The organism is Bifidobacterium reuteri DSM 23975 (genome assembly GCF_000741695.1).
GTDB classification, from domain to species: domain Bacteria; phylum Actinomycetota; class Actinomycetes; order Actinomycetales; family Bifidobacteriaceae; genus Bifidobacterium; species Bifidobacterium reuteri.
Window position 1 is genome coordinate 124,944 of sequence record NZ_JGZK01000003.1, and the last position, 25,270, is coordinate 150,213.

The 25,270-nt window shown below is 61.2% G+C and carries 17 protein-coding genes; 5 read left to right on the forward strand and 12 right to left on the reverse strand.

The annotated features are described in order from the left end of the window. The first annotated feature begins 198 nt into the window (after positions 1-198). A complete protein-coding gene (locus BREU_RS03255) occupies positions 199-1,047 on the forward strand; it encodes an aldo/keto reductase (RefSeq protein ID WP_140463130.1) in 849 nt (282 codons plus the stop codon). Positions 1,048-1,552: 505 nt separating this feature from the next. On the opposite strand, the gene BREU_RS03265 is transcribed toward BREU_RS03255, so the two are convergent. From BREU_RS03265 to glgA, 4 genes are all read right to left on the reverse strand, one after another. Next, positions 1,553-2,434 (reverse strand): nitrilase-related carbon-nitrogen hydrolase, encoded by an 882-nt coding sequence (locus BREU_RS03265; protein WP_223847958.1) that lies wholly within the window; start codon positions 2,432-2,434, stop codon positions 1,553-1,555. Between the two features lie 48 nt (positions 2,435-2,482). Further along, on the reverse strand, positions 2,483-3,325 hold the full coding sequence (locus BREU_RS03270) for a Cof-type HAD-IIB family hydrolase (RefSeq protein ID WP_044088302.1): 843 nt from the start codon (positions 3,323-3,325) through the stop codon (positions 2,483-2,485). Positions 3,326-3,337: 12 nt separating this feature from the next. Beyond that, complete coding sequence (locus BREU_RS03275; RefSeq protein WP_044088303.1) at positions 3,338-4,189, reverse strand: ABC transporter ATP-binding protein; 852 nt, start codon at positions 4,187-4,189, stop codon at positions 3,338-3,340. 193 nt (positions 4,190-4,382) lie between these two features. Beyond that, positions 4,383-5,630 carry a glycogen synthase gene (gene glgA / locus BREU_RS03280; protein WP_044088304.1) on the reverse strand — a complete coding sequence of 416 codons (1,248 nt, stop codon included), beginning with the start codon at positions 5,628-5,630 and terminating at the stop codon, positions 4,383-4,385. Positions 5,631-6,195: 565 nt separating this feature from the next. On the opposite strand from glgA, the gene BREU_RS03290 reads away from it, so the two are divergent. Continuing rightward, positions 6,196-7,350, forward strand: a complete 1,155-nt coding sequence (locus BREU_RS03290; protein WP_044088307.1) for a hypothetical protein — start codon at positions 6,196-6,198, stop codon at positions 7,348-7,350. 262 nt (positions 7,351-7,612) lie between these two features. Here the strand turns inward: BREU_RS03290 and BREU_RS03295 are convergent, their stop codons facing one another. The 4 genes from BREU_RS03295 to BREU_RS03310 form a co-directional block, all read right to left on the reverse strand. Next, positions 7,613-8,077: a membrane protein gene (locus tag BREU_RS03295; protein ID WP_044088308.1), complete on the reverse strand. Its 465-nt coding sequence runs from the start codon at positions 8,075-8,077 to the stop codon at positions 7,613-7,615. Positions 8,078-8,921: 844 nt separating this feature from the next. After that, complete coding sequence (locus BREU_RS03300; RefSeq protein ID WP_044088310.1) at positions 8,922-10,460, reverse strand: glutamate synthase subunit beta; 1,539 nt, start codon at positions 10,458-10,460, stop codon at positions 8,922-8,924. A gap of 1 nt (position 10,461) precedes the next feature. Then, positions 10,462-15,033: a glutamate synthase large subunit gene (gene gltB, locus BREU_RS03305; protein ID WP_044088311.1), complete on the reverse strand. Its 4,572-nt coding sequence runs from the start codon at positions 15,031-15,033 to the stop codon at positions 10,462-10,464. A 382-nt stretch (positions 15,034-15,415) separates the two neighbouring features. Further along, positions 15,416-16,564, reverse strand: a complete 1,149-nt coding sequence (locus BREU_RS03310; RefSeq protein ID WP_081886522.1) for a glycerate kinase family protein — start codon at positions 16,562-16,564, stop codon at positions 15,416-15,418. Positions 16,565-16,699: 135 nt separating this feature from the next. Between BREU_RS03310 and BREU_RS11180 the strand changes: the two genes are divergently transcribed. After that, positions 16,700-17,122, forward strand: a complete 423-nt coding sequence (locus BREU_RS11180) for an SDR family NAD(P)-dependent oxidoreductase (protein ID WP_202962212.1) — start codon at positions 16,700-16,702, stop codon at positions 17,120-17,122. A 30-nt stretch (positions 17,123-17,152) separates the two neighbouring features. On the opposite strand, the gene BREU_RS11185 is transcribed toward BREU_RS11180, so the two are convergent. The 3 genes from BREU_RS11185 to BREU_RS03330 are packed head-to-tail and all read right to left on the reverse strand — an operon-like array spanning position 17,153 to position 22,757. Further along, positions 17,153-18,676 (reverse strand): amidohydrolase family protein, encoded by a 1,524-nt coding sequence (locus BREU_RS11185; protein ID WP_052382009.1) that lies wholly within the window; start codon positions 18,674-18,676, stop codon positions 17,153-17,155. Positions 18,677-18,705: 29 nt separating this feature from the next. Beyond that, positions 18,706-22,050 (reverse strand): ABC transporter permease, encoded by a 3,345-nt coding sequence (locus tag BREU_RS03325; protein ID WP_044088466.1) that lies wholly within the window; start codon positions 22,048-22,050, stop codon positions 18,706-18,708. Between the two features lie 5 nt (positions 22,051-22,055). Further along, positions 22,056-22,757 (reverse strand): ABC transporter ATP-binding protein, encoded by a 702-nt coding sequence (locus tag BREU_RS03330; RefSeq protein WP_044088313.1) that lies wholly within the window; start codon positions 22,755-22,757, stop codon positions 22,056-22,058. A gap of 142 nt (positions 22,758-22,899) precedes the next feature. Between BREU_RS03330 and BREU_RS03335 the strand changes: the two genes are divergently transcribed. Further along, entirely contained in the window at positions 22,900-23,610 is a 711-nt protein-coding gene (locus BREU_RS03335) for a TetR/AcrR family transcriptional regulator (RefSeq protein ID WP_238566988.1), read from the forward strand. Between the two features lie 62 nt (positions 23,611-23,672). On the opposite strand, the gene BREU_RS03340 is transcribed toward BREU_RS03335, so the two are convergent. Further along, the gene (locus tag BREU_RS03340) at positions 23,673-24,737 is read right to left on the reverse strand and encodes a LacI family DNA-binding transcriptional regulator (RefSeq protein WP_044088315.1); all 1,065 of its coding nucleotides are present in this window, start codon (positions 24,735-24,737) and stop codon (positions 23,673-23,675) included. Positions 24,738-25,030: 293 nt separating this feature from the next. Between BREU_RS03340 and BREU_RS12515 the strand changes: the two genes are divergently transcribed. Beyond that, positions 25,031-25,159 carry a hypothetical protein gene (locus tag BREU_RS12515; RefSeq protein ID WP_258185033.1) on the forward strand — a complete coding sequence of 43 codons (129 nt, stop codon included), beginning with the start codon at positions 25,031-25,033 and terminating at the stop codon, positions 25,157-25,159. The last annotated feature ends 111 nt before the right edge of the window (positions 25,160-25,270 follow it).

A 25,270-nucleotide genomic window follows, 5' to 3' on the forward strand; every position in this document is an offset into this window, starting at 1 on the left:
TAGCCCCCAAGATAATCCATTTTCAGCACTTCGATCACGGCCGGCACTCAACTCTGGCTCGGTGGTTTTACTCACACGCCCGTCACCTCTTTCGGAGAGACGAAACCCTATAGCGAGAGGGTACAGTAAGCATGGAAAGAAATAAGAGCCCAATGGCCTCATGGCATAGGGCAGAACAGCAAAGGAGCGATGATGACGCTGATGGAACCGCCGGCAATCCCCACGCGCAAGGCGCATGACGGGCTGGAGCTGCCGTCCATAGGATTCGGCACATACAAGGTGAACGGCTTCGCGGGCGTCGAGGCCATCAAGTCGGCGCTGGAAGTGGGCTACAGGCTCATTGATTCCGCATTCAACTACGAGAACGAAGGCGTGGTCGGCAAGGCGATCCGCGAGTCGGAGGTGCCTCGCGAGGACATCATCGTGGCCTCGAAACTGCCGGGCCGCCATCACCAATACGATCAGGCACGCGCCACCATCGAAGAGTCGGTGGCCCGCATGGGTCTCGACTACATCGACCTGTATCTGATTCATTGGCCGAACCCCTCGCAAGGTCAGTTCGTGGAGGCGTGGCAGGCGCTGGTCGACGCGCAACAGCAGGGCATCGTGAAGCATATCGGCGTGAGCAACTTCCTGCCCGGCCACATCGACCTGCTCATCCGCGCCACCGGAGTGACGCCGGCCGTGAACCAAGTGGAGCTGCATCCGTTCTTCCAGCAGAACGAGCAACGTGCCTATGATGACGCGCACGGCATCATCACCGAGGCGTGGAGCCCGCTCGGACGCGCCAACCAGATGCTCAAGGACCCGACCATCGTGCGCATCGCCGAGAAGCACGGCGTCTCCCCCGTGGCCGCCATCCTGCGCTGGCATCTGCAACTGGGCGACGTGGCGATTCCGAAGTCCATGCACCGCGAGCGCCAGCGCGCCAACCTCGACCTGACCGGTTTCGCGCTCGATGAGCAAGATATGCGGGACATCGCCGCCATGGATAACCCGGAGGGCTACACCTTCGGCCAGGACCCTCACTGGCACGAGGAGGACTAAGGCAGCGGTTCGGTGTGGTCGGCTCGCAATGGAATCAGACGCCAGTATCCCGCGTCATTAATTCGCTGTTTATAATTCTGGCTCCCCTTGTCAGGGGAGCTGGCCCGCGAAGCGGGACTGAGGGGTAGTGAATTAATCAACGAACTTCTGGCGCAAGATACTGTCCCGTCACTGACTGCCCCGTCACTGACCGGCCGGCGTCCGACGAATATGGGTCACATCGTCGGAAGTACCAGTACCTAAGAAACATGCTATGTTCCATGCCGGAGCCGTCAAGCCCCCTGTCGGCTGATGCCGCCCTTGTGCCCCGTGGCCTTGAATGGCTGTGCGTGGCGCTTTGATGGTTGCGAAGCGCCACGCACAGTTGCTTTGCCCACTGTTGTCTGCTCGCCCAAAATATGGCTCTCCCCGCTATGCACGCCTTTGACCGAAATGTTCTTGGCCCGCAGAGCCTTCAGCCACCGCTCATCCATAGCGTGTCTTCTATTGTCATTCATGAGCATCCTCATCTCAGCTTCGGGTCGGCGAACCGCCGATTCTTCAGTACCGGCAATATCTCGCGTACTCGTTCAAGTCGATTCCGGTCCAAAACAGCGTTGATCAGGCCAGATTGTGTATCGTCCGCTTCAGCCATGGTCTCGCCCATGGGATCGATGATGCGACTGCATCCGATGTTGCGCTTGCTGACCTCACTGCACGCCAGCACATAACAGGTGTTTTCCACGGCTCGGGCCGCCGTCAGCAGTCGCCAGTGCCGTTCTTTGGAATCGCCCCGTACCCACGCCGCGCTCACCACTATCGCATCGGCACCACGCACTGCCAATGATCGAGCAACCTCCGGGAACCGCACATCGTAGCAGGTCATCACACCGATCTTCCACCCATCAATATCCACGATGGGAGGCAATTGTGTACCGGGACTAACCACGTCGGATTCCTTCGCGGCAAACGCATCATACAAGTGGAGTTTCCGGTAGTCCGCGATAATGTCGCCTTCGCGAACCACCAGAAAGGCGTTGGAAACGCGATTGTCCGGCTGACTATCCCGATGATCGTCGGGGCGATCCTCATCTCCTCGCATATTTCGCGCATCCGGCACGACGTGGACCGTCCCCATCAACGTGATGTGGCGATTGGCGCTGATCCGCCGCAACCCCGTGACGAACGGGCCGGCGATGGACTGCGCATGGGCGGCGGCGAACGCATCATCATCACCGTCACGCGCGATAAGGCCCTCGGGCAGCACCAGCAGTTTCGCGGCGTCCTGCGCCGCATCCCGCGCGAACGCATCGATCAATTTCAGATTGCGTTCCGGCTCCCGCGCAACAGTAAACTGTGCGACTGCCACCTTCAACCGGTCATCGTACGATGCGTAAATCATGCCCATACTCGCGTCCCGCCAGTCTCACGACGACTCCACTCCCGACAATCGTTCTCAAACCAATCCAAGCACCCGAAACGCGTTGGCGATGCCGTTGTCGTGGATGTCGGTGGTCTGGATGGTGCAGAATTTCTCGATGCCGTGGATGGCGTTGCCCATGGCCACGGACGTGCCGGCGGCCTTGAGCATGGCCGTGTCGTTGTCCGAGTCGCCAACGGCAATCGTGTCTGCGATCGCGTAGCCGAGCGCCTCCGCCACGTCGCGCAGAGCGGTACCTTTGTCGATGCCGTTGATCAGCAACTCGCCGTTGTTGGGCGAGATCTTGTCGTACGAGCCGTGCACGGTCTCGAACCATGGGGACAGGTCACGCTTGGTCTGTTCAAACGTCACGTCCGGATTCGGGCCGGTGAAGTAGGAGCCTTTGCTGACTTTGATGGTCTCGCCCAGCGTCGAGCCGAACGGCACCTCCACTTCGTCGATGAGATGCCAGAACCGGGCGAACTCGCCCCGGTTGAACGCCTTGCCTTTCGACTCCAAGTGACGGCGATAGCCTTCGGAGATGTACATGCCGTCCGCGCCCTGCCACTGGTAGCTTTCGATGTGATGCAGTCTGAAGTATTCCATGGCGGCGTCCACAGCGGCTGCCGGCACGAGATGCTGGAACAGCAGCCGGTCCCCCACGTTCGCCTGCGCGCCGGCCACGGAGACCACGCCGTCGAAACCGAGGTCGAGGATGCTGCGTTCGATTTTCGGCATGGACCGCCCGGTGCAGATGAACAGCTTATGCCCGTTTCGCTGGGCTTCGGCACACGCCTCACGCGCCGAGTCGGGCACCACATGGTTCTCATCCGCCAATGTGCCGTCGATATCGAGAAAAACCAGTTTGCCTGTCTTCATCAGTTACTTCCTTCACACTGCATACGCGGACCAGCGGCCGTGGCTGTGCTCGACCTCGATCGGCATGCCGAACAGGTCCGAAAGGCGCTCGTCGGTCAGGCCATCCTCGAGCACGCCGGAGTAGACGATGGTGCCGGCACCGGGGTTGCCCATCGCGTCGATGCCATCGGCGGTGGCGTCCTCGGCGGAGACCGGTTTGCGCCCCATGATGGCGATGTGGTCGAATCCGGCCGGAATCTCCTCGAGCCGATGGGTCACGAGCACCACCGCGCGGTCGGAACTCTCCTCGCCGATGCGGCTCAGGGTGCGCATCACCTGCTCACGGCCACCCAGATCGAGTCCGGTGGTCGGTTCGTCCATGATGAGCAGTTCCGGGTCGCCCATCAGCGCTCGGGCGATAAGCACGCGGGTGCGCTCGCCTTCCGAAAGGCGCCACATCTGCTTGCCTTCGAGATAGCTCACGCGGAAATCACGCAGCAGTTGACGCGCACGTTCGTATTCCGAATCCGTGTATGTGTCCTGCCAGCGTCCGGTCACTGCGGTGAGCCCGGTAACCACGGCGTCCAATGGATCCTCGAAATCAGGGAACTGACGCCCCAAGTCGGCGGATGCGAGGCCGATGCGCGTGCGCAACTTGAACACGTCGTATTTGCCGAGCTGGTGGCCAAGGATGAACACGCGGCCTTCGGATGGGAACGTGCGGGTGGCGAGCATGCCGACCGCCGTGGATTTGCCGATGCCATTCGGGCCGAACAGCACCCATCGCTCCCCCGCATGGATGGTGAGGTTCACGTCGGTGATGATGACACGGCGGTTGCGACGGAATTCGACATTCTCCAGTCTGAGGACTTCGGCTGAGCTCACGGTGATGCCTTTGCTGTTCGATGGTGGCTATTGATGATGGGCGATTATAGTAGCGCATGACTGGCTGCGCATGGCCTGGTTCGCATGCGAAAGGGAGAGACCATGAGAGGATTCGTCTTGTTGGTCTCTCCCTCCGTCACGCTTCGCGTGACACCTCCCTCATCAGAGGGAGGCTGGCGCGGGGTGCGGGAAACTACTTGCGTTCGTCGAGCACGGACTGGTAGACCTTGACGGTCTCGTCGGCGACGGACTCCCAGCTGAACACGTCACGGGCGCGCTCGTAGCCGGCCTTGCCCATCTTCTCGCGCAGTTCGGGGTCGGCCATGATTCTGTTGATAGCGTCGGCCATGTCGTGCACGAACTTGTCCGGGTCGGTGGGGGTGCCGGTGCCGTCGTGCAGCTGGTCGATCGGCACCAGGAAGCCGGTCTCGCCGTCCACGACGACCTCGGGGATGCCGCCGGTGGCGGAGGCGACCACAGGCAGGCCGCAGGCCATGGCCTCGAGGTTCACGATGCCGAGCGGCTCATAGATGGACGGGCAGATGAAGGCGTCGCAGCCGTGCTCCAGGGCGCTCAGCTCCTTCTTCGGCAGCATCTCCTCGATCCAGATGATGTTGCCGCGCTCCTTGTCGAGCTGGGCGAAGGAGTTCTTGACCTCCTCCATGATCTCCGGGGTGTCGGGCGCACCGGCGCACAGCACCACCTGTACATCCTTGTTGACGAAGTGCAGCGCCTTCAGCAGGTACGGCAGGCCCTTCTGGCGGGTGATGCGGCCCACGAACAGGAGCGTCGGCTTGCTGCGGTCGATGTGGTAGCGGTCGAACACGCCCCATGCCGGGTCATCCTCGGCCGGAGTGGCGAATTCGGACATCGTGATGCCGTTGTACACCACGACCACCTTGTCGGGGTCGAGGTTCGGGTAAGCGGCGAGGATGTCCTTGCGCATGCCGCCGGAGACGGCGATCACGCGGTCGGCATGCTCGTAGGCGTCCTTCTCGGCCCAGGAGCTCAGGTTGTAGCCGCCACCGAGCTGCTCGCGTTTCCACGGGCGGAACGGCTCAAGCGAATGCGCGGTGATGACCAGCGGCGTGCCGTGCAGCATCTTGGCAAGGTATCCGGCGAGGCATGCGTACCAGGTGTGGGCGTGGATGATGTCCGCGTCCACATCGTTGGCGATCTGCAGATCCACACCGAAGGTCTTCAGAGCGGGATTGGCTTCGGACAGTTGTTCAGGCACGTCGTATCCGACGACCTTAAGGCTGCCCTTGGCTGCGTCGGCGTTGGGGATCGCAGGAACATCAGCCTCAGTGCGCTTGCCATCGAACGCACGTACGGTCACATCGATGCGCTCGGCCAGCGCCTTCGAAAGCTCCTCAGCGTGTACGCCTGCGCCGCCATAGACGTGCGGCGGGTACTCACGGGTAAGAATGTCGACCTTCATTGGATGCCTCTCCTTCTTGTCATCAGAACACTGGAAGCAAGTTCTACTTTAAGGCACCTTGACGCTGAAAATGCGCAGGCCGCCACGCATGTTTACCAACGCGATACTGGACGTTGCACACTAACGCTGTCTAGACTGGAGTTGTGCATGGCAATGCTCAATGAGGAGGGGAGAATCGATGACCGGACAACAGCCTCAGGAACCGTACAACCAAACCAACCGCAATCCACAATCGAATCGGCCGCGCAGTATCCCATACGGTCAGGCGCCTCAGGCGCATATACCCACGCAAGGCAGCCAATATCTGCCGAATCAACCATATAAGCCTCAGCCTCAGCCTCAGCCTCAGCCGGGCCAGCCGACTCAGCCCAGCCAGCTCGACAATCAGGCATATCTTGGGAGCAACAATCCGCAACAACCCCGACCTGCAGTACCCGGGCAGGCTCCTTTTGCACCGCAGCAGCCCTATGTTCAACGGCCCAATCCTTACTCCCAACCTGCCGCGCCGGCTCAGGCAAAGCCATACGCCTCCCCTGGTGCAGGTCAGCAAATCCCGTATTATTCCATGCCGCCGAAGACGAAGAAGCGCGGCCTGAGCGGCGGAGGCGTCGCGGCCATTGTGATTGCGGTGATTCTGGTGCCGATCCTGCTATTCGCCGCCATTATGGCTGGTTTTGCCGCAATGGCGAACAAGGCCGTCAATGACGCGATGCAGCAGGCGCAAAACGAGGTGGAAACGCCTGAAAAGGACGAATCCCAGTCCCAGACTCAGTCTCAGCCTGAAATCGAGTACATCACGATGAAGGACCGTCCCTCCTATAAGGGAACGTACGATTATGTGAACGGCAAATACGAGCAATACAGTCAGGAAGCGTTGGCCGACACTCAGGGGTTCATGGACAAATACCGCATCCCCGTCACCGATGACGGCAACAAATACGTCACCGATTTCATCGCGGTATTGGGCAAGTACGCAACCGATCTGAAGAAGATGGGAGACACCGTCGGCGTCAACGCCAGCGAGATGGACGATGTCATCGCATCCTATCGTACCAATACGGATACCGTGGAGGGGCACTTCCTCAAAGGCGAGCCTCTTGATGTACAGGTGACCTTGCAGGGAAGTAACGGGGAGACCTACACCGTGGACGGCCAGAATTCGGTGGATCTCAAGCCGCTGTGGGCCGATCTGGAGCCGAAGGTCGCTGCCGCCTCGAACGATATGGGATCGAATTACGCGGAAAGCGCCCAGAAAATCGTGGAGCTCGCCGGATTGCAGATCAACTGGAATCTTGAATCGGCCTACCAGTACTGCACCAAATCAGCGGAGAATAGCCCCGACATGAAGACGCTCAACGACAATGAGACATTTGGCTTCTATTGCCCGGTGACGCCGAACGTGATCTACGCGAATCAGCAGGTCAACGGCTGGGATTCCATATACGCCCCCTCCGCCGGAATACGTCACGAGATAGCCCACCATGCCATCCACATGTACTGCGGCACCATCCAGCCTCCGGTCGTCATACAGAACGGCGTGAACCGCTTCGAGGGCGTGACCAACAGCTACGCAGTCAAGTATCTGGGAGCGGATGCCAATCTGCTCAGCCAAAGCGCCCAGCAGGCGGCCGCCAACAATCACCGGCAGTACCTGATGGACGATTTCACGGATAAGGCCGCCGAGGCGATTCATCGGGGCGAATGCGAGGCGATTCAGTAAGGCGGACGGCAGAGAATCAGCTGAAACAGCACTGGAACCATCGTAAACACCAGCGAACGGGCTGTATGTTTGCGTACCAACCAAGGTACCGCGTACATACAGCCCGTTCTGGCGTCTGAATCGGCTGTATGTACGCGGCATGGTCGTTCACACGCGAACATACAGCCGTCACCGGCAACGAATCGGCACCAACCGACTGCGTCTGGCTGTACTTCGACCGGATCCGAACGACTTCAACCGAATCCGACCGTCAGCACACGGTTCAGACTGCGGTGCCGTTCTGATCGAGGTTCGGATTGTCCTTGGAATTCCCCGCAGTGAAGAACAGGCTCACCACGCCCACGATGAACACGCCGGATACGGTGGCGATCAACCAGAACGGATGGCTAGGCAGCCACATCACCACGAAGAAACCGATGATGGCAAGCGCAATCAGCGTCCAGCTGCCGACGCGGAACCATTGGCGTACCGAATGCGGCGCCTTGAACATCTTCGGATCGGAATAGTTCGGATTGGTGTTCAGCACGGTTTCAGGTTCTTCCACCTTGCCGCCGCTGGGCTTCCATTCCTTGCCGTCGGTACCGTCCTGCAGACGAATGGACTTCTGCTGCAGCTGGTATTCGTCGATCATCCCCGAACGGCCGCGACCGCGCGTGGAATCATATTGCTGCGGTATTCCCTTGCGATTGGCTTTGGCCTGGGCTCGACGTTCTGCACGGTTCGGCATATCAATACTCCTGTCTCAGCGATGACACTGTTGGCTATATTACTCGCTTGGCCGCGCCGCGCGTACACAATCCCGACGGACGGGTAGTCCGGACCCCAGCTTGTTCTGCTTCATTGCTTGTTCGACGAGCCTATAACAGTCCACTTCCCTTTCAGCAAACATACACGATAAAGAAACGTATTGGGATGCCGCTAGGCCCGCCAATGTCTAGGACGACTAATTGTTTGTTATGGCGACCGGGCGACGAAGTACCTAGTCTGCCTCGCCGTAAGTTCGTTGATTAATCACTACCCCTCAGTCCCGCTTCGCGGGCCAGCTCCCCTGACAAGGGGAGCCTCCAATATATTCAACGAATTAATGACGCGGGATACTGGTGAAAGGTCATTATAATATATGTAGCTATTAATAGCTACCGTCAAAGGAGACACCAATGAGCAAAAGCACCAATAATCATGTTGTACGCAAAGGAAAAATCTACCATATTCTCCCATGCATACTCACAATTGTTGCACTCTGCTCTACGTGTATCAACAGCAAGTCTGGAAACTTAATTTCTATACTAGCCAACATCGCCAATATTCACGAAAATATTATATGGCTAATAATCTTGTTAATATCTATGATATCAGCCTGTTTATGCATTTATTCCATTCACAAAAAAGATTGTAAGATATATATAAATATTTGCTTTATTATTAATATATATTATATACTAGTCAGTCTTTTGACCATAACATAAATGTGCAATCAAGAATAAAAGAGTATTGATAATAAAATAAAAATAGCCGGTTCTTGCATACCTACTTAACGTAGCTATGCAAGAACCGGCTATACGGGCAGAATGTCAGCGAGGCAGCATCATCGGGCGGTCACTGGCCTTGATCGGTGCTGGCAGCTCACTGGTCTTCTCACTGGAGAGGTACTCATCCACGGCGGCAGCGCAGGATCGTCCCTCCGCAATGGCCCAGACCACGAGGCTCTGGCCACGGCCGGCATCGCCGCACACGAACACGCCATCCTGGCTGGTGGCGAACTTGTCGTTGCGGGCGATGTTGCCGCGCTTATCCAACTCCACTGGCAGCTGGTCGAGTAGCGTGGTGGTGTCCGGGTGAAGGAAGCCCACGGAGATGAGCACCAAATCGGCGGGCAGCACGCGCTCAGTGCCGGGCTGGCGGGTGAACGGGCCGTTCTCCCCCGGTGCCACGGAGACCACTTTGAGGCCGGTCACATGGCCATGCTCGTCTGCCACGAAGCCTTCGGCGGTGGTGGAGTTCTCGATCTTCACCTTGGCCTGCTCCTCCTCGGAACCGATGAAGTTCACGGAGTCGGTGCTGTACAGGTAGGTGCCGCCCTCGGCCATGGACGTGGTCTTCTGGTAGGTGCGGGCGAAGGTCGGCCACGGCTGGTTGGCGGGACGACTTTCCGGTTCCTTCGGCATGATCTGCAGCACGGTCACGTCCTTGGCGCCCTGACGGATCGAGGTGCCGAGGCAGTCGGAACCGGTGTCGCCGCCGCCGATGACGATGACGTGCTTGTCCTTGGCGGTGATGTCGTTGACGGGCTTGACGCCGAAGACGCGGCGGGTGGCGTCCGGCAGGAAGTCGAGGGCGAAGTGGATGCCGTCGAGCTCGCGGCCGGGAATCTTCATGTCACGCGGCACGCGAGAGCCAATGGCCACAACAACGGCGTCATACCGGTCGCGCAACTCATCCCAGGAGATGTCCTTGCCGATCTCCACGTTGGTGCGGAATCGAGTGCCTTCGGCCTCCATCTGCTCCACACGACGGTCGAGCAGACCCTTCTCGAGCTTGAAGTTCGGGATGCCGTATCGCATGAGACCGCCGATGGCGTCGTCCTTCTCATAGACGACCACGGTGTGGCCGGCTCGGGTGAGCTGCTGGGCGGCTGCAAGTCCTGCGGGGCCGGAGCCGACGATGGCGACGGTCTGGTCGGTCAGGCGCTGCGGCGGCAGCGGCTTGACGTAATCCAGATCCCAAGCCTGGTCGATGATCGTGCACTCGTCGTTCTTGATCATCGTCGGTGGCTGGTGGATGCCGAGAACGCAGGCCTGCTCGCACAGGGCCGGGCAGATGCGGCCGGTGACCTCGGGGAAGTTGTTGGTCTGGGACAGGCGGTTGTAGGCGTCCTCCCACTTGGCCTGACGTACCAAGTCGTTGAACTCCGGGATGATGTTGCCCAGCGGGCAGCCGGTCATGCAGAACGGGGTGCCGCAGTCCATGCAGCGTGCGGCCTGCTCGCGTGTCCACGGCTGCAATCCGGATTCGGCGTGGACGTCGAACCAGTCCTTGATACGCTCCTCGATGGGGCGTTCGGCCAGTTCACGGCGTGTACGGACCTTCAGGAATCCTCTCGGGTCGCCCATGTCAGCGCACTCCTTCCATGACGTGCTCGTATACCTGATCCCAGGCACCGGGCGAATTGAAATCGACGTTGTTGGCCTTGGCCTCTTCCATGGCTCGGGTCATGGCCAGATACTGCTTGGGCACTACATGGGTGAACCGCTTGACGGTTTCGTCCCAGTCTTCCAAAAGTGCGGCGGCGAATTGGGAACCGGTCTCTTCGGCATGCTGCTTGACCAGGTCGTGCACCAGCTTGCCGGACTCCTCGTTCAGTGGCTCGAAGAGCAGAGCTCCGGACTTGATGGCGCCCGGGTTGACCTGCTTCATGTCGAGGTCGAGCACGTAAGTGTTGCCGCCGGAGAAGCCGGCACCGAAGTTGCGGCCGGTGGAGCCGAGCACCACCACGGTGCCGCCGGTCATGTACTCGCAGCCGTGGTCGCCCAAGCCTTCGACGACGAACGTGGCGCCAGAGTTGCGCACGGCGAATCGCTCGCCTGCGCGGCCGGCCACGAACATCTGGCCGGAGGTGGCGCCGAAGCCGGTCACGTTGCCGGCGATGACGTTCTCATGGCAATCGAAGGTGACGTTGGTCTCCGGACGCACGATCATACGGCCGCCGGACAAGCCCTTGCCGGCATAGTCGTTGACTTCGCCGTAGATGCGCAGGGTCTCGCCGCGTGGGATGAACGCGCCGATGGACTGGCCGCCGGAGCCGTGCAGGGTCATGTCGATGGTGTCGTCAGGCAGGCCCGGCTCGCCGTAGCGGCGGGTGATCTCGTAGCCGACCATCGTGCCAACCGTACGGTTGACGTTGCGGATCGGCATCTCGATACGCACCGGCTCCTTGCGCTCCAGCGCCGGCTCGGCGAGCTTGATGAGCTCGTTGTCGAGCGACTTCTCGAGCTCGTGGTTCTGCTCGATGGTCTGGTGCAGGATCGTACCCGGCACCGGGCCGGCCTGCTTGAGCACGTTCGACAGGTCGATGCCGTTGGACTTCCAGCGCTTGATGGCCTCGTTCTGATCCAGGCATTCGACGTGGCCGACGGCCTCCTCGAGCGTCCTGAAGCCAAGCTGGGCAAGAATCTCGCGGACTTCCTCGGCGATGAACATGAAGAAGTTGACCACGCTTTCAGGCTTGCCGCGGAAGCGGGCGCGAAGCTCCGGGTCCTGCGTGGCGATGCCCTGCGGGCAGGTGTTCTTCTGGCAGGCGCGCATCATGACGCAGCCCTCGACGATCAGCGCGGCGGTGGCGAAGCCGAATTCCTCGGCACCCAGCAGGGCGGCGATGACCACGTCGCGGCCGGTCTTGAGCTCGCCGTCGCACTGGACGACGATGCGGGAGCGCAGACCGTTCAGGATCAGCGTCTGCTGGGTCTCGGACAGGCCGATCTCCCATGGCGTGCCGGCGTGGCGGATGGCGTTGAGCGGGGCCGCGCCCGTGCCGCCGTCGTAGCCGGAGATTAGCACCACGTCGGCATGGCACTTGGCCACGCCGGCCGCAATGGTGCCCACACCGAACTCGGAGACGAGCTTGACGTGGATACGGGCCTTCGGGTTGGCGAGCTTCGCATCATAGATCAGCTGCTTCAGATCTTCGATGGAGTAGATGTCGTGGTGCGGCGGCGGGGAGATGAGCTCCACGCCCGGGGTGGCGTGACGCACCGTGGCGATCCACGGCGGAACCTTGGCGCCCGGCAGGTGGCCGCCCTCGCCGGGCTTGGCGCCCTGGGCGAGCTTGATCTGCAGGTCGGTGGCGTGCACGAGGTAGTCCGAGGTGACGCCGAAGCGCGCGGAGGCGATCTGCTTGATACGGCTGTAGCGCAGCGGATCCTCGATGCGGTCGTCGGATTCGCCGCCCTCACCGGAGTTGGAGCGCGCGCCGATCGAGTTCATCGCGATGGCGAGCGTCTCATGGGCCTCCTGGCTGATGGAGCCGTAGCTCATGGCGCCGGTGGAGAAGCGCTTGACGATCTCGCTGGCCGGCTCGACCTCGGAGATGTCGATGGGCTTGCGGGTCTCGTTGAACTTCATCAGGCCACGCAGGGTCATGATGCGGTTCGACGTGTCGTTGATGTGGTGCGAGTACTTCTTGAACATCTGATAGTCGCCGCGCTGGGTCGACTGCTGGAGCAGGAAGATGGCCTCCGGGTCGTTCAGGTGGTCCTCGCCGGTACGGCGCCACTTGTACAGGCCGCCGGTGCGCAGGTTGCGGTGCGGGGCCGCGGTCCACTGGTTCGGGTAGGCCACGCGGTGGCGGACGGCCACCTCCTCGGCGAGCTCGTCGAGGCCCACGCCGCCCACGCGGGAGGTGGTGCCGGTGAAGTACTCGTCCACGACCTCCTGGTTGAGACCCACGGCTTCGAACAGCTGGGCACCGCGGTAGCTCATGATGGTGGAGACACCCATCTTGGACATGATCTTGAGTACGCCGGTGGAGAGAGCCTTGGTGAGGTTCTTCACGGCGGTTTCCGCATCCACCTTGAGGTAGCCAGTGCGCGCCAGATTCTCCACGGATTCAAACGCCAGATACGGGTTCACGCAGGCGGCACCGTAGGCGATGAGCAGGGCCACATGGTGCACCTCGCGCACGTCTCCGGCCTCCACGGCCATGGAGATCTGCGTGCGTGTGTGGCGGCGCAGCAGGTGATGCTGCACGGCGGAGGTGAGCAGCAGCGACGGGATCGGACCCCACGTATGGTTGGATTCACGGTCGGAGAGCACAATGAAGTTCTTGCCGTTCTCGATGGCCTCATCGATTTCGGAGAAAATCTCTTCAAGACGCTCTTCAAGCGCCTTGCCGCCGCCGGCCACCTGATACAGGCCCTTGACCACGTACGGGCGGTAATAGCCGCCGAGCACGCGGGCCTTGTCGAGGCGCTTCAGCTGGGCCATCTCGTCGGAGTTGACCACGGGCAGCGGGATGAGGATCTTCTTGGCGTGCAGCTCGGAATCGGCCAGCAGGTTCGGCTCGGGGCCGATGGCGGATTCAAGGGAAGTGACGATCTCCTCGCGCTCCCAGTCGAGCGGCGGGTTGGTCACCTGCGCGAACTTCTGGTGGAAGTAGTCGAAGAGCATGCGGCTGCGGTTCGACAGGGCCGGCAGCGGGGTGTCGTTGCCCATGGAGCCCAGCGGCTCCTTGCCGGTGTTGGCCATCGGGGTGAGCAGGAGCTTCAGGTCCTCCTCGGTGTAGCCGAAGGCGCGCTGACGGCGCTGGACGGACTGGCCGGAGTGGTTCACATGCTCGCGCTTGGGCAGGTCGGAAAGCTCCACGGAGTTGCCCTCGACCCACTTGCGGTACGGGTGCTGGGAAGCGAGGTTCTTCTTGATCTCCTCGTCCGGGATGATGCGACCCTCGGCGGTGTCCACGAGGAACATCTTGCCCGGCTCGAGGCGTCCGTTGGCCACCACGTGCTTCGGATCGTTCTCCGGAATCACACCGGCTTCGGATGCGAGCACCAGATAGCCGTCATCGGTGAGTTGCCAGCGGCCGGGGCGGAAACCGTTACGGTCAAGTAGTGCACCGACCTGAGTGCCGTCGGTGAAGACGATGTCGGCCGGACCATCCCACGGTTCGATAAGCGTGTTGTTGTACTCGTAGAAGGCGCGCACGTCCGGGTCGAGATCCGGGTTCTTCTCCCATGCCGGCGGCAGCATCATGCAGATGGCGTGCGGCAGGGAGCGGCCGGCGAGGTGCAGCAGCTCGAGGCATTCGTCGAAGGTGCCGGAATCGGAGTAGCCGGGCGTGGTGATCGGCAGCAGCGGCTTGAACTCGCCGAGCAGTTCGGAGCTCAGACGACCCTCGCGGGCGGACAGCCAATTGCGGTTGCCCTGAATGGTGTTGATCTCGCCGTTGTGGGCCAGCAGGCGGAACGGCTGGGCCAGCGGCCAGCTCGGGAACGTGTTGGTGGAGAAACGGGAGTGGACGATGGCGACGACGGCCTTCATGCGCTCGTCGTTCAGGTCCGGGAAGAACTTGGTGAGCTGCATGGTGGTGAGCATGCCCTTGTACGTGATGGTACGGGCCGAGAGGGAGGCGAAGTACACGCCCACCTCATGCTCCACACGCTTGCGAATGCGGAAGGTCTTGCGGTCAAGGTCGATGCCGGCGAGGGAACCATCCGGGGATGCGACCACAAGGGTCTTGAAGCCCGGCATTGCGGCGAGCGCCTGCAGGCCGAGGCCGTCCGGGTTGGTGGGCACCACGCGCCAGGCGAGCACTTCGAGGCCCTCCTCGCGCACGATCCTGGCGATGGCCTGCTCCTGCTGGCCGGAGGTCTCGATGTCGCGGTCAAGGAACGCGATGCCGGCCGCGTAATGACCCTCCTCGGGCAGGTCGGCGGGGATGACGGCACGCATGAACTCATCCGGCATGCTCATCAGGATGCCGGCGCCGTCACCCGTGTTCTCCTCGGCACCCACGGCACCGCGGTGATCCAGATTGACCAGCACCTCGATGGCGTCGGTGACGATCTTGCGTTCCGGACGCTTGTTCAAGGTGGTGACCATACCCACACCACAGGCGTCATGCTCGCTGGAGGGGTCGTACATGCCATCCGGAGCATGGACCGTGAGATCAAGCGGGGCTTTGAATGTCACCGAAATCACCTCAATTGCTTATGGGCGCGCTCACAAACGTGCCACTTCCTAAGTTGCTGTTGACAGAGTAGCGTTGCGGTATGTCGATTGCGTTTCGCTGTCCATATACCGAATTGCAGAAAAAGTCAAGGCTTGATTTTAGCCGACTTTCCTGATAAACCGCGCCGGTGCGCGAAAGCCGTTACGGAATCGTGATGGTCCTAACGCACAACGTCGCCGGCGACGTATGCGGGCACCTGCATAGATGGCATGGTGGGCTTCAGTCTGAGCGCACGCGAGTCCAGCCTTCGGCACCAATTCATGAGCACGGAAAACCATACCGACACCGATTGCCGCACATCCTCCATCGGCGATCGATGCCGGCCGGCGCAATCGCCTTGGATCATTCCCCGCCCAGCATGAGCAGTCGCGTGACCTGCTCCGCTGTACGTTCCACATTCGCCGACGCATCCTCAAGCAGATCCTGCAAGGTGGCCGCACCGGGGGCGATGCCGAAGATGGCGTCGATGCCGACGGCATGCAGCTCGTCGATGCCCTCGCCCACATGACCGGCGATGGCGACGACAGGTTTGCCATAGCGCTTGGCGGTCTCGGCCACCCCGGCTGGGGTCTTGCCATATCGCGTCTGGGCGTCGATCGCCCCCTCCCCGGTGAACACCACATCCGCCCACCGGACCGCATCGGGCAATCCCACGGTCTCGATGACGACGTCCACGCCATGACGGAACCCGGCATCGAGGAAGCCTTTCAACGCCGCACCGATGCCGCCAGCCGCCCCGGCACCGGGAACATCGACCACGTCCACGGACAGCCGCCGTTCGACGACCCCGGCGAAGTGGGCGAGCGCGCGGTCCAGCAGCGCGACATCGTCGGCGGTCGCGCCCTTCTGCGGGCCGAACACGGCACTGGCACCCTGCGGGCCGACCAGAGGATTGGTGACGTCGCACGCGGCGATCACCTCGACGTCATGCAGCCTCGCATCGAGTCCCGAGATATCGATGTCGGCCAGTCGGGCGAGCGCCGCTCCCCCGGCCGGCAGCTCGCGGCCTTCATCATTGAGCAGCCGCACGCCGAGCGCCTGAAGCATGCCGGCACCCGCGTCGTTGGTCGCGCTGCCGCCGAGTCCGACGATGATCTTGGTCGCGCCGTCATCCAATGCCGCGCGGATGAGCTCGCCGGTGCCATATGACGAGGTGATCAACGGATTGCGTTCGGACGGCGCCAGCAATGCCAAGCCACTCGCCGCAGCGACCTCCACGACTGCGGTCGCACCGTCGCCGAGCAGGCCGTATTCCGCCGTGATGCCCCGACCCAACGGATCGTGAGCCGCTGTCGTCCGCATCGAACCGCCCGTGGCATCGACCAGCGCGCGGGTCGTGCCCTCGCCGCCATCGGCCATGGGCAGCAGGCGGATTTCGGCATCGGGGTCGGCCTTTCGGATGCCTGCCGCCATGGCCTGCGCCGCTTCAGATGCAGTGAGGCTTTCCTTGAACGAGTCGGGGGCGCATACGTATCGGGTGTTTCGGGTCATGGCACCAGCTTATCTATCACATCGCCATATCCCCACCCCGGCAATCCAAAGTTAGCTGATTCACCGCTGATTCACCGCTACCGAGGTCGCAAAAACAATGCAGCTCGCGTGCAAAGACCCGGCAAAGGCGGCGGGATGAGACGTCCAGCACCTTTCATCGAGCCGACATATCCTCTGGCGCGCGGGCTCGTTCGAGGTGATCACAGGCCCGGTCGCCTCGTTCGCGCCGAACCCTGGCAGGCGGTATATGCGGCAAGTAAGGCGCATACGCGCTTCCTCGCACGGGCGTTGCACGAGGAGGAACGCAAGCGCGGCGTGAACGTGCTGCTGATGAGCCCCGGAAACATGAACACCGAAATGAACATGCAGGGCACCTCGACCGGAAAGCTCGGGCGGCATCCCTATCTGAATCTCAAACGAGAGACCGCACGCACATTCATGATGGCCGAACGCGGGCATGCCACCTACACGCCGATGCTGTTCTACAAGCTCTACCGCATATTCACGAAACTCATGCCGAGCGCGCTCGCCGTTAAAGTCACCAGCATCGAGGACTGATCCGGCCGGCGACTGCCTACAGCCTACAGCCTACAACCGCCGGCCGGTGAAGGCCATGGGCCTGCGATGGGGCGCGACGGCCGTGCCCGTGACCGAGCCGTCGGGTTCGGACACGTCGGCATCGAGGTGGACGGTGAGCGGGCCGAATGGCAGGCGCACGCGAATGTCGAACGAATGCCGCGTCCCGTCGCGCACGCCATCCCGGTAGGATGCCACGATTCCCATGACCTTCGCCTTGCCGTGGAACGAGGTTCGGGTCGCGTCGTCGTAGGAGACGATCACGGGAATCGCAATTACGCCCACCGGCGAGTTGAGCCGCACGTCGTAGCGGGCGGTGAGTGCCGGGTCGTCGCCGGGGTCAGGCGCAAGACGCGCGGCGGCGGCATCATGGACGGCTCCGGCTATCTTCGGGGCCACCTCGTGCGGCGGAACGGGCACGCGCATGGCCACATGTCTGCGCGGGAAGAGATCGTGCAGGAGTCGCACATGCCACCGTCCGTCCCGCTTCACCGCAACATCCCCCGCGGGTTCGGAGGCCGCCCGGACCAAGGCCGGAATCCTCGCAAGCTTCGGGTTGATGGCGAGCGCGTTGCCGGTGAACGCCATGCGCTTCTGCTCCTCGGTGAGCCTGTCGGTTCCCTCCAGCGCCCGGGCCTGGCCGAGCACGGCCTCGATGGGCGTGTAGGGGGTGTCCGACCCGTACAGCAGGTGGGTGTCTGGCACATTGCGTAAAAGGTCGGCTAGCTGCTTGGGCTCACTGAATCCGGCGAGGTCGTAATACACGTGGGACATGGCGTCCATATAGTCGACACGGCGGTCCGGGTCAGCGAAGCGCAGCATGAACGCAAAGCTTTCGAACCGGTCGGCGAGAATGGAAACGAACGCGCCGGCGTGCGGTATCACCCAACGGATGCTCGGGAACTTGACGAACGTGTCCTCCAGCACCATGTTGGTGAAGGCCCGCGTGGTTTCCACGAAGTACTCGAAAGCAGGAAGGGACAGGCCCTCGCATGCGCCAGGCACGGACACGGGCGGCGCGGTGGGGTGGACGATCACCATAGCGCCACGATCGTCCAGTTCGCTCATCACCGGGTCGAGCCGGGGGTCGCCGAGGTACACGCCGTGATGGTTGGTCGTCAGTCCCACGCCGTCAGCCTTGAGCTCGTCGAGCGCGCGCCGGGCTTCCGCCGCGGATGCCTCGGCCCACGGCAGTGGTAACGTGGCAATCAGACCGAACCGGGTTGGGTCCTCGGCGGCGATCGCCGCTCCCTGGTCGTTGATCTTCCGGGCCAGCCGCAGACAGTCGTCCACCTGCGGCAGGAAGACGTTCGGCGAGGAAAGCTCCAAATGCGCGTAGGCGATACCGAGCAGGTCCATCTTGTCGCGCTGCCAGTCGGGAGTCCAGTAGTCGGGCGTGGGATAGCCGTCCGGGTTGCCGGGATAATGCGCACGCAGGAATTCCAGGTACGCAGGCGGCAGGTAGTGCGACTGGAAGTCGACCTTGCCGCAGAAGCACAGCGGAGCGGCATCATTCGATTCGACCGGATGGTTCATAGGTTTTCCTTTCTTCCTCTATTTCCGGCTCATTCCACGCTCTTCAACGCACCGAGCATATCCACGTCCTTGAGGCGGCGCCAGACCACCCAGCCGAGCATGGCGAGCACCACGACCACCACGGCAAGCGGCACGGCGAACGCAGACCAGGCGAGGGCCGGGTCGAACATGACCTCGTCGGGCGGCACCTCGGTGATGATGTAACGGTGCAGGATGGCCCCGAACCCGTATCCCGCCAACACGCCGAGCACGGACAGGATGATCGTTTCACGATAGATATACATGGTCGTTTCCCCGGTATGGAAGCCGAGCACCTTGATGGTGGACAGTTCGCGAATGCGTTCGGACACGTTGAGGTTGGTGAGGTTGTAGAGAATCACCACCGCAAGCAGCGCGGCCACCAAGATGAGCACCTCCATGATCTGGTCTAGCGAGTCGACGATCGTGGCCACCTGGTTCCTCATGGTGATGTTCTGCACCACGCCCTTGACCCCGTCCACAGTCATAAGGTCAGCTCCCTGCCTGTTGGCGTTGCCCACGGACGAATCCTTGAGACGGACCATGTAGGCGTTGGACTGGTAGTCGGCGTGGAACGCGCGACCGAAGCCGCCGGAGGACATGAACATGAAGTGGCCGATGTACATTTCGGTCACGCCGTCCACGCGCACCTTGCGCTCCGTGCCGTCGGGATCCGTCACGGATATGGTGTCCCCGGCCTTGGCACCGAGCATGTCCGCCATGCGTTCAGAGATGATCGCGCCTCGGTCGGTCAGGACCTGCGGGTCGTGCGAGACACGGTCGCGCAGGGTGATGTAGTCTCCGAAGTTGTAGGCGTCGTCGGTGACGATGAGCGTGATCGTCTGCTTGTCGCCCTGTTTGCCGGCGGTGGTGGTGAGCTCCTCGTAGCGGATTGGCGCGGATTGGTCGATCGCCCTGTTGCCGTCATCCCCGTCCGCCGGGGCGACGGCCTTGGATACGGCGTCGCGCTGGTCCGCGTTGTTGTCTGATTTCTCCGCCACGATCAGGTCATAATGAATTATGCCGCCGAACTGGTGCTCGCCGATCTGGCCGATCGACGCCTGTACGCCCAGTCCCGCGGTGAGCAGCGACACTGCGCCGGCCACGCCGAAGATGGTCATGAAGCCGCGAGACTTGTAACGGAATAGGTTGCGGGCCGTGACCTTACGGGTGAAGTTCAGGCGGTCCCACACGGGCGTGATCCGCTCGAGGAAGATCTTCGAGCCCTTGGCGGGCGGTTTGGGCAGGAGCAGCGCGGCGGGCCTCTCCTTGAGCTCGCGGGACGCGGCGATCCACGCGGGTGCCACGGCGCTCGCCCATGCGAGTAGGAACGCGGCGGCGGTCACGCCCAGGTGGAAGTGCAGCTCGATGCGCGGCATGGTGAATCCGGAATCGTAGGCGTGGTAGACGATGAGCGGCAGGATGGTGTGCCCGGCCGCCACGCCCAGAATCGTGCCGGCCGTGGAGGCGGAGAAGCCGTAGAAGAGGAATTTCTTCATGATGTCCGCGTTCCCATATCCCAACGCCTTAAGGGTCCCGGAATTGGTGCGTTCCTCGTCCACCATGCGGCCCATGGTGGTGAAGGTGACCAGCGCGGCCACGAAGTACAGGAAGATCGGGAAGATGCGCGCGAGCTTCATGACGATGTCCGCGATGATCTCGTACACGCGGTATCCCTCGGAGGTGAGTCCCTCGCGCCGGCCGTCGATCGAGTATGCGGGCACTTCGAGGGTGTCAACCTTTTCGCTCGCCAGTTTGATCTGACGTTCCGCGTCAGCGATCTGCTTCTCGGCCTCGGGCTTGGCGTCATTGAATTCCTTGAGCTTCTGGTCGTATTCGTCCTCGGCTTTCTCGAGGTCGCGCTGGCCTTGAATCATCTGTGCGGCGCCGTCGGACGCCGATCCGGATGCGGCCGTGGAGACGGCGTGCCCGAGTTCGGTCTGCTTGGATGCAAGCAGTTTTTGGGCTTCCGCGATCGCGGCCGCGTTCTTTTGGTACTCCTCGGATCCCTGATCGAGCTTGGCGGCCCCTTCGTTGAACTGTTCAAGGCCGCTGTTGTATTGGTTCAGCATGGCGTTGTATGTGTCCGCAGCCGTGTTCCAGTCGGCGAGCGCCTGATCGTACCGCCCCTTGAGACTTTGGTATGCATTGCCGGTTATTCCGGTTTTCTCCCATGAAGCGAGGAGACGGCCAGTGGCGTCGAGCGCTGTCTTGGATGCGTCGAGCGCCACGCGGGCCACGGTGAGCTGCTTGCCGGCCTGATTGAGCTGCAGCCAGGCGAGTTCGAGACTGCCCTGGCCCTGATTGAGTTGCTGGGCGCCGGCGGCGAGCTGGGTTTGGGCGGCGGAGAGCGTGGAGTTGGCGGAAGCGATCTGCGCGGTGGCACCGGCGAGTTCGGCGGCCGCGGAGGATGCCTGGTCGACGGCGTCGAGCTGGCCCTGGGTAAGCTGGTCCTTGCCGGATTCAATCTGCGCCTTGGCGTCATCGAGCTGAGTTTGGGCGTCCGTGAGCTGCTGTTTGGCGTCGTCCACCTGCTCCTGCGCCTTGGCGATCTGCTCGCGGCGTTCGGAACGGATGGAGTCACGGCGGGCGGCGGGCTGGTTGGCGAGACGCCGGGAGAGCATGGTCTTGTGATCTTGCACGCGGTCGCGGTAGGCGTCATCCCAGTAGTTCAGTCCGGCTGTGTCCTCGAAGGTGACGCGGCCGATCATCGCCACGGATGAGTCGAACGTGCCCGCGGTGACCACGGCGTATCCGTCGAGTTCGCCGGATCCAGCGGTGGACTGCCCCATGTTGAGGTTGGAGACGATGTCGCTGGCCTCTACGAAGCCGACCACGGTGAAGTCGGTACGTCTGAGCACGGTATCGCCGGCGATGTCCGGCAGTTCGGTCACGCGGATGGAGCTGCCCACGGCGAACCGATCACGCTCCCCCGAGTCAAGCGCGATCTCCCCGGCCGCTTGCGGCAGCCGGCCCTCCACGACCGCATAGGTGGAGACGGTCTCGGGCAGCGAGTGGATACGAAGACTGTAATCGCTGTCCGCGATCGTCACATCCTTGAAGTAACCGAATTCGGCGTCCTTCACACCGGCTGTTCCACGAATGATCGCCTCGTCGTCGGCGGTTAGGCCGTAGTCGCTGATCACGGTCACATCCGCAAGATTGTGCTCGTCGTAGAACGCGCGGCCTGTGGCCCGCATGTCAGGCGCGGTGGCGAACAGACCCACGAGGGCGAACGATCCTAGGGCCATGAGGCTCACGATGGAGGCGAACCTCCCCTTGGATTTGGCGAGGGTGGCACGGATGTCGCGCCACAGCATGCGTTTGCGAGGTCTGCGAAGCCTGCGAGACGTCATAGCGCTCACCATTCCAAGTCCTCGATGTCCATGGGGTGCTCGTTGACCTCGATGGATTTAACTCGCGCGTCATGCATGTGGATCACGCGATCGGCGATGGGCGCGATGGCGGAGTTGTGGGTGACGATCACCACGGTGGCGCCCTTGACGCGGCTCTGGTCCTGCAGGATGCGCAGCACCTGCTTGCCGGTGTTGTAGTCGAGCGCACCGGTCGGCTCGTCGCACAGGAGAATCTTGGGGTTCTTGGCCACAGCGCGGGCGATGGCGACGCGCTGCTGCTCACCGCCGGAGAGCTGCGCCGGGAAGTTGTCGATGCGGTCCTTCAGCCCCACATCCACGAGCGCCTGAACCGGATCCTGCGCATCGCGCACGATTTCGGAAGCGAGTTCGACGTTCTCCTTCGCGGTGAGATTCGAGACGAGGTTGTAGAACTGGAATACGAACCCGATATCGGTGCGGCGGTAGTCTGTCAACTGCCGTGCAGTGTAGTTCGAGATGTCTTTGCCGTCGATGATCACCTGCCCCTCGCTGTTGGTGTCCATGCCGCCGAGAATGTTGAGCACAGTCGATTTGCCGGCGCCGGATGCACCGAGGATGATCGCCAGCTCGCCTTTCTCGATGCTGAAGTTCACGTCGTTGTTGGCGACGATAGTGGCGTCGCCCATATGGTAACGCTTGAAACTATGCATCATTTCAATGTAGGCCATCGATACCACCTTCCTTTGAATAAACAACATGTTGATTTACTGCCATGATGATAAGGACGGCACAAAAGCCATGTCAACGAACGATTTCTGCCATTCTGTTCAAATTGAACAGTCTTATAAAATCCGTTCATTATGGCATTAAATGAACAACATGTTGATAGAATCTGTTGTAGATTGCTATGATTCAGCAATAGCCGATCACACAACTCAACTCATACTTGAGGAGAAGCCCATGGCATCCGCAACAGGCAAACGCAATACGAAAACCGAGGCCAAAATCAAGTCCGCATTCACCACGCTGGTTAAGTCGAAAGGCTTCGAAGCGATGACCGTCAGCGATATCGCTCGAACCGCAGACATCAATCGCGGCACGTTCTATATGCATTATGTCGACAAGTTCAACCTGCGCCAACAACTCATCAACGACACCATTGACGATTTGACGCGCATTCTCGTCGAACGCGTCAATCCAACCGAACCAACTATCAGTCAAGCCGGCAAATCAGTCGTTGACGTATTTCAATCTCAATCCATCGCCAAAGCACTGCAATATGTGAAAAACGACTATACATTCTTCGACGCGATATCACAATCCGGCAACGACATGTCTCTCTACGAGCGTTTCAAGGACGTGCTCAAGCGACTCATCATCACGCAGGCGAAACACCGGGATGCCGAACCACAAACCATCTACAACGGCATTCCGGCCGACTATGCGATGGAAATTCTCGTCTCCGCCGTCGCCTCTATCGTCTGGCTGTGGATTCGACGGGGATGCAAAGAATCCCCTGAGGAAATATGTCTCATCATCGAACGCAACAAAACCACTGCGCCGGCGGACATTCTGTGGTGACTGCACTCGCGCCCAGGTCTGGCACATCGCGCTGTCATGGTGGTGCCATGTGGGACCCCCGCTCACCGTGACCCATGGCTCGTATTCTTCGACGGATTCAACGGCGTGCGCTCGGAGGCACGCAGGCACGGACGGCCCTGCACCACCTCGATCTGAGCGGGCGGCGGCTCCTGGCCGTTGCGCTGCGCCTCGATCTGCCCATACAGCATGCGGAAGGCCCGCTCCCCCATCTCATGGAAATTCTGGGTGTAGCTGGTGAGCGCCGGTTCCCACATGGCATCGAAACGCATATCATCGAACCCGACCACGCTCACATCATCGGGGACCTTCCGTCCCGCCTCGCGCAGTCCCTTCATCACTGCGATGGCGATTTCATCGGTTGCGGCGAAGACGGCAGTCACGCTTCCCCGGGAACCCAATGTCTTGCCGGCCGTAAAGGCGGCGTCAAGATCGGCGAATGGCACCAGTACCGGATCAGGCACCTCGACACCACGTTCGGCGAGCGCGTCGCGCCAGCCGTTCGAGCGTGAATTGTCACCGGCATCCTGATCCCAGGCCACATGGAATACGGTCTTATGCCCCAAGTCGAGCAAATGCATGGTCATCCATCGCCCACCATCACGCTCGGCGTTAATCACCTGATAGTCGCCATCGCCGAAGCCTCCGCCGACGACCACCGCGGGAATGTCCTTCGGCAGCCGCTTCAGCGCCTCAACACCGGCCCAGCCATACTCGTAGACGATGACGCCCGCCGGCCGCACTGACAAGCCCATACGCACTCGAGCCTCGACCGACCCCATGTCCGACTCGTCCAGGGACACGATGTTGAGCAGGAACCGTTGCATGCGGGCGGCAGACTCCACACCATGATTGGTGGCCGAAGTCGATACCTCGTCAGGCTTTGACGCGAACACCGTCACGATATCCATCTCGCGGTTCGACAAAGCTCTGGCGGCGACACTCGGCTCATAGCCAAGCTCTTCGATGGCTCGGGCGATGCGCCTGCGCTTCTCCTCCGTGATGCCCGCCGTGCCGTTGAGGAAACGAGACACCGTCGGGGCGGAGACCCCGGCAAGCTTGGCGACATCCTTGATCACCGGCCGTTTGCGCCCAGCACTTCTCGCCATCTCCTACTGCACCTCTCTCTAGCACTGTTGCATATGGCCAACTGGTTCAACAGTACAATGTCATCGACACAATGACAGCCCAGCTTTTGTTCGCATTCTTAGCAGCACAATTGAAATCAATATCGAACCGGTTAGATTGAGGCGGCAGTAGGAACAGCGGGATTCTGCGCGAAACGCCGTAGCGTCATGCATCACTTGCCTTGCGCCCGCTATTACGCTATTCTGAAACCGGTTTCAAAAGAAGCCAACAATCATCAAAGCCCTGTGGCTTTGACCGACGAAAGGAAACGATTATGTCTTTCAAGGATTCCGTGATGCGTGGTCTCGCTCTGTACGGCATCAGCTCCATGGCCCAGTCCGGCATGGCCAATGGCAAGATCATGGCCGACGTGCTCAAGGACGTCGAGAAGAACGCCCGCTGAACGTCAACCCCCATGCTGGCGAATAAGCTACAAACCTATTCTTCAGCTGGGCACAAGACAATACGAATAGAAGACTCGATAATTCAACATCCGGCTATGAACCGGAATAAT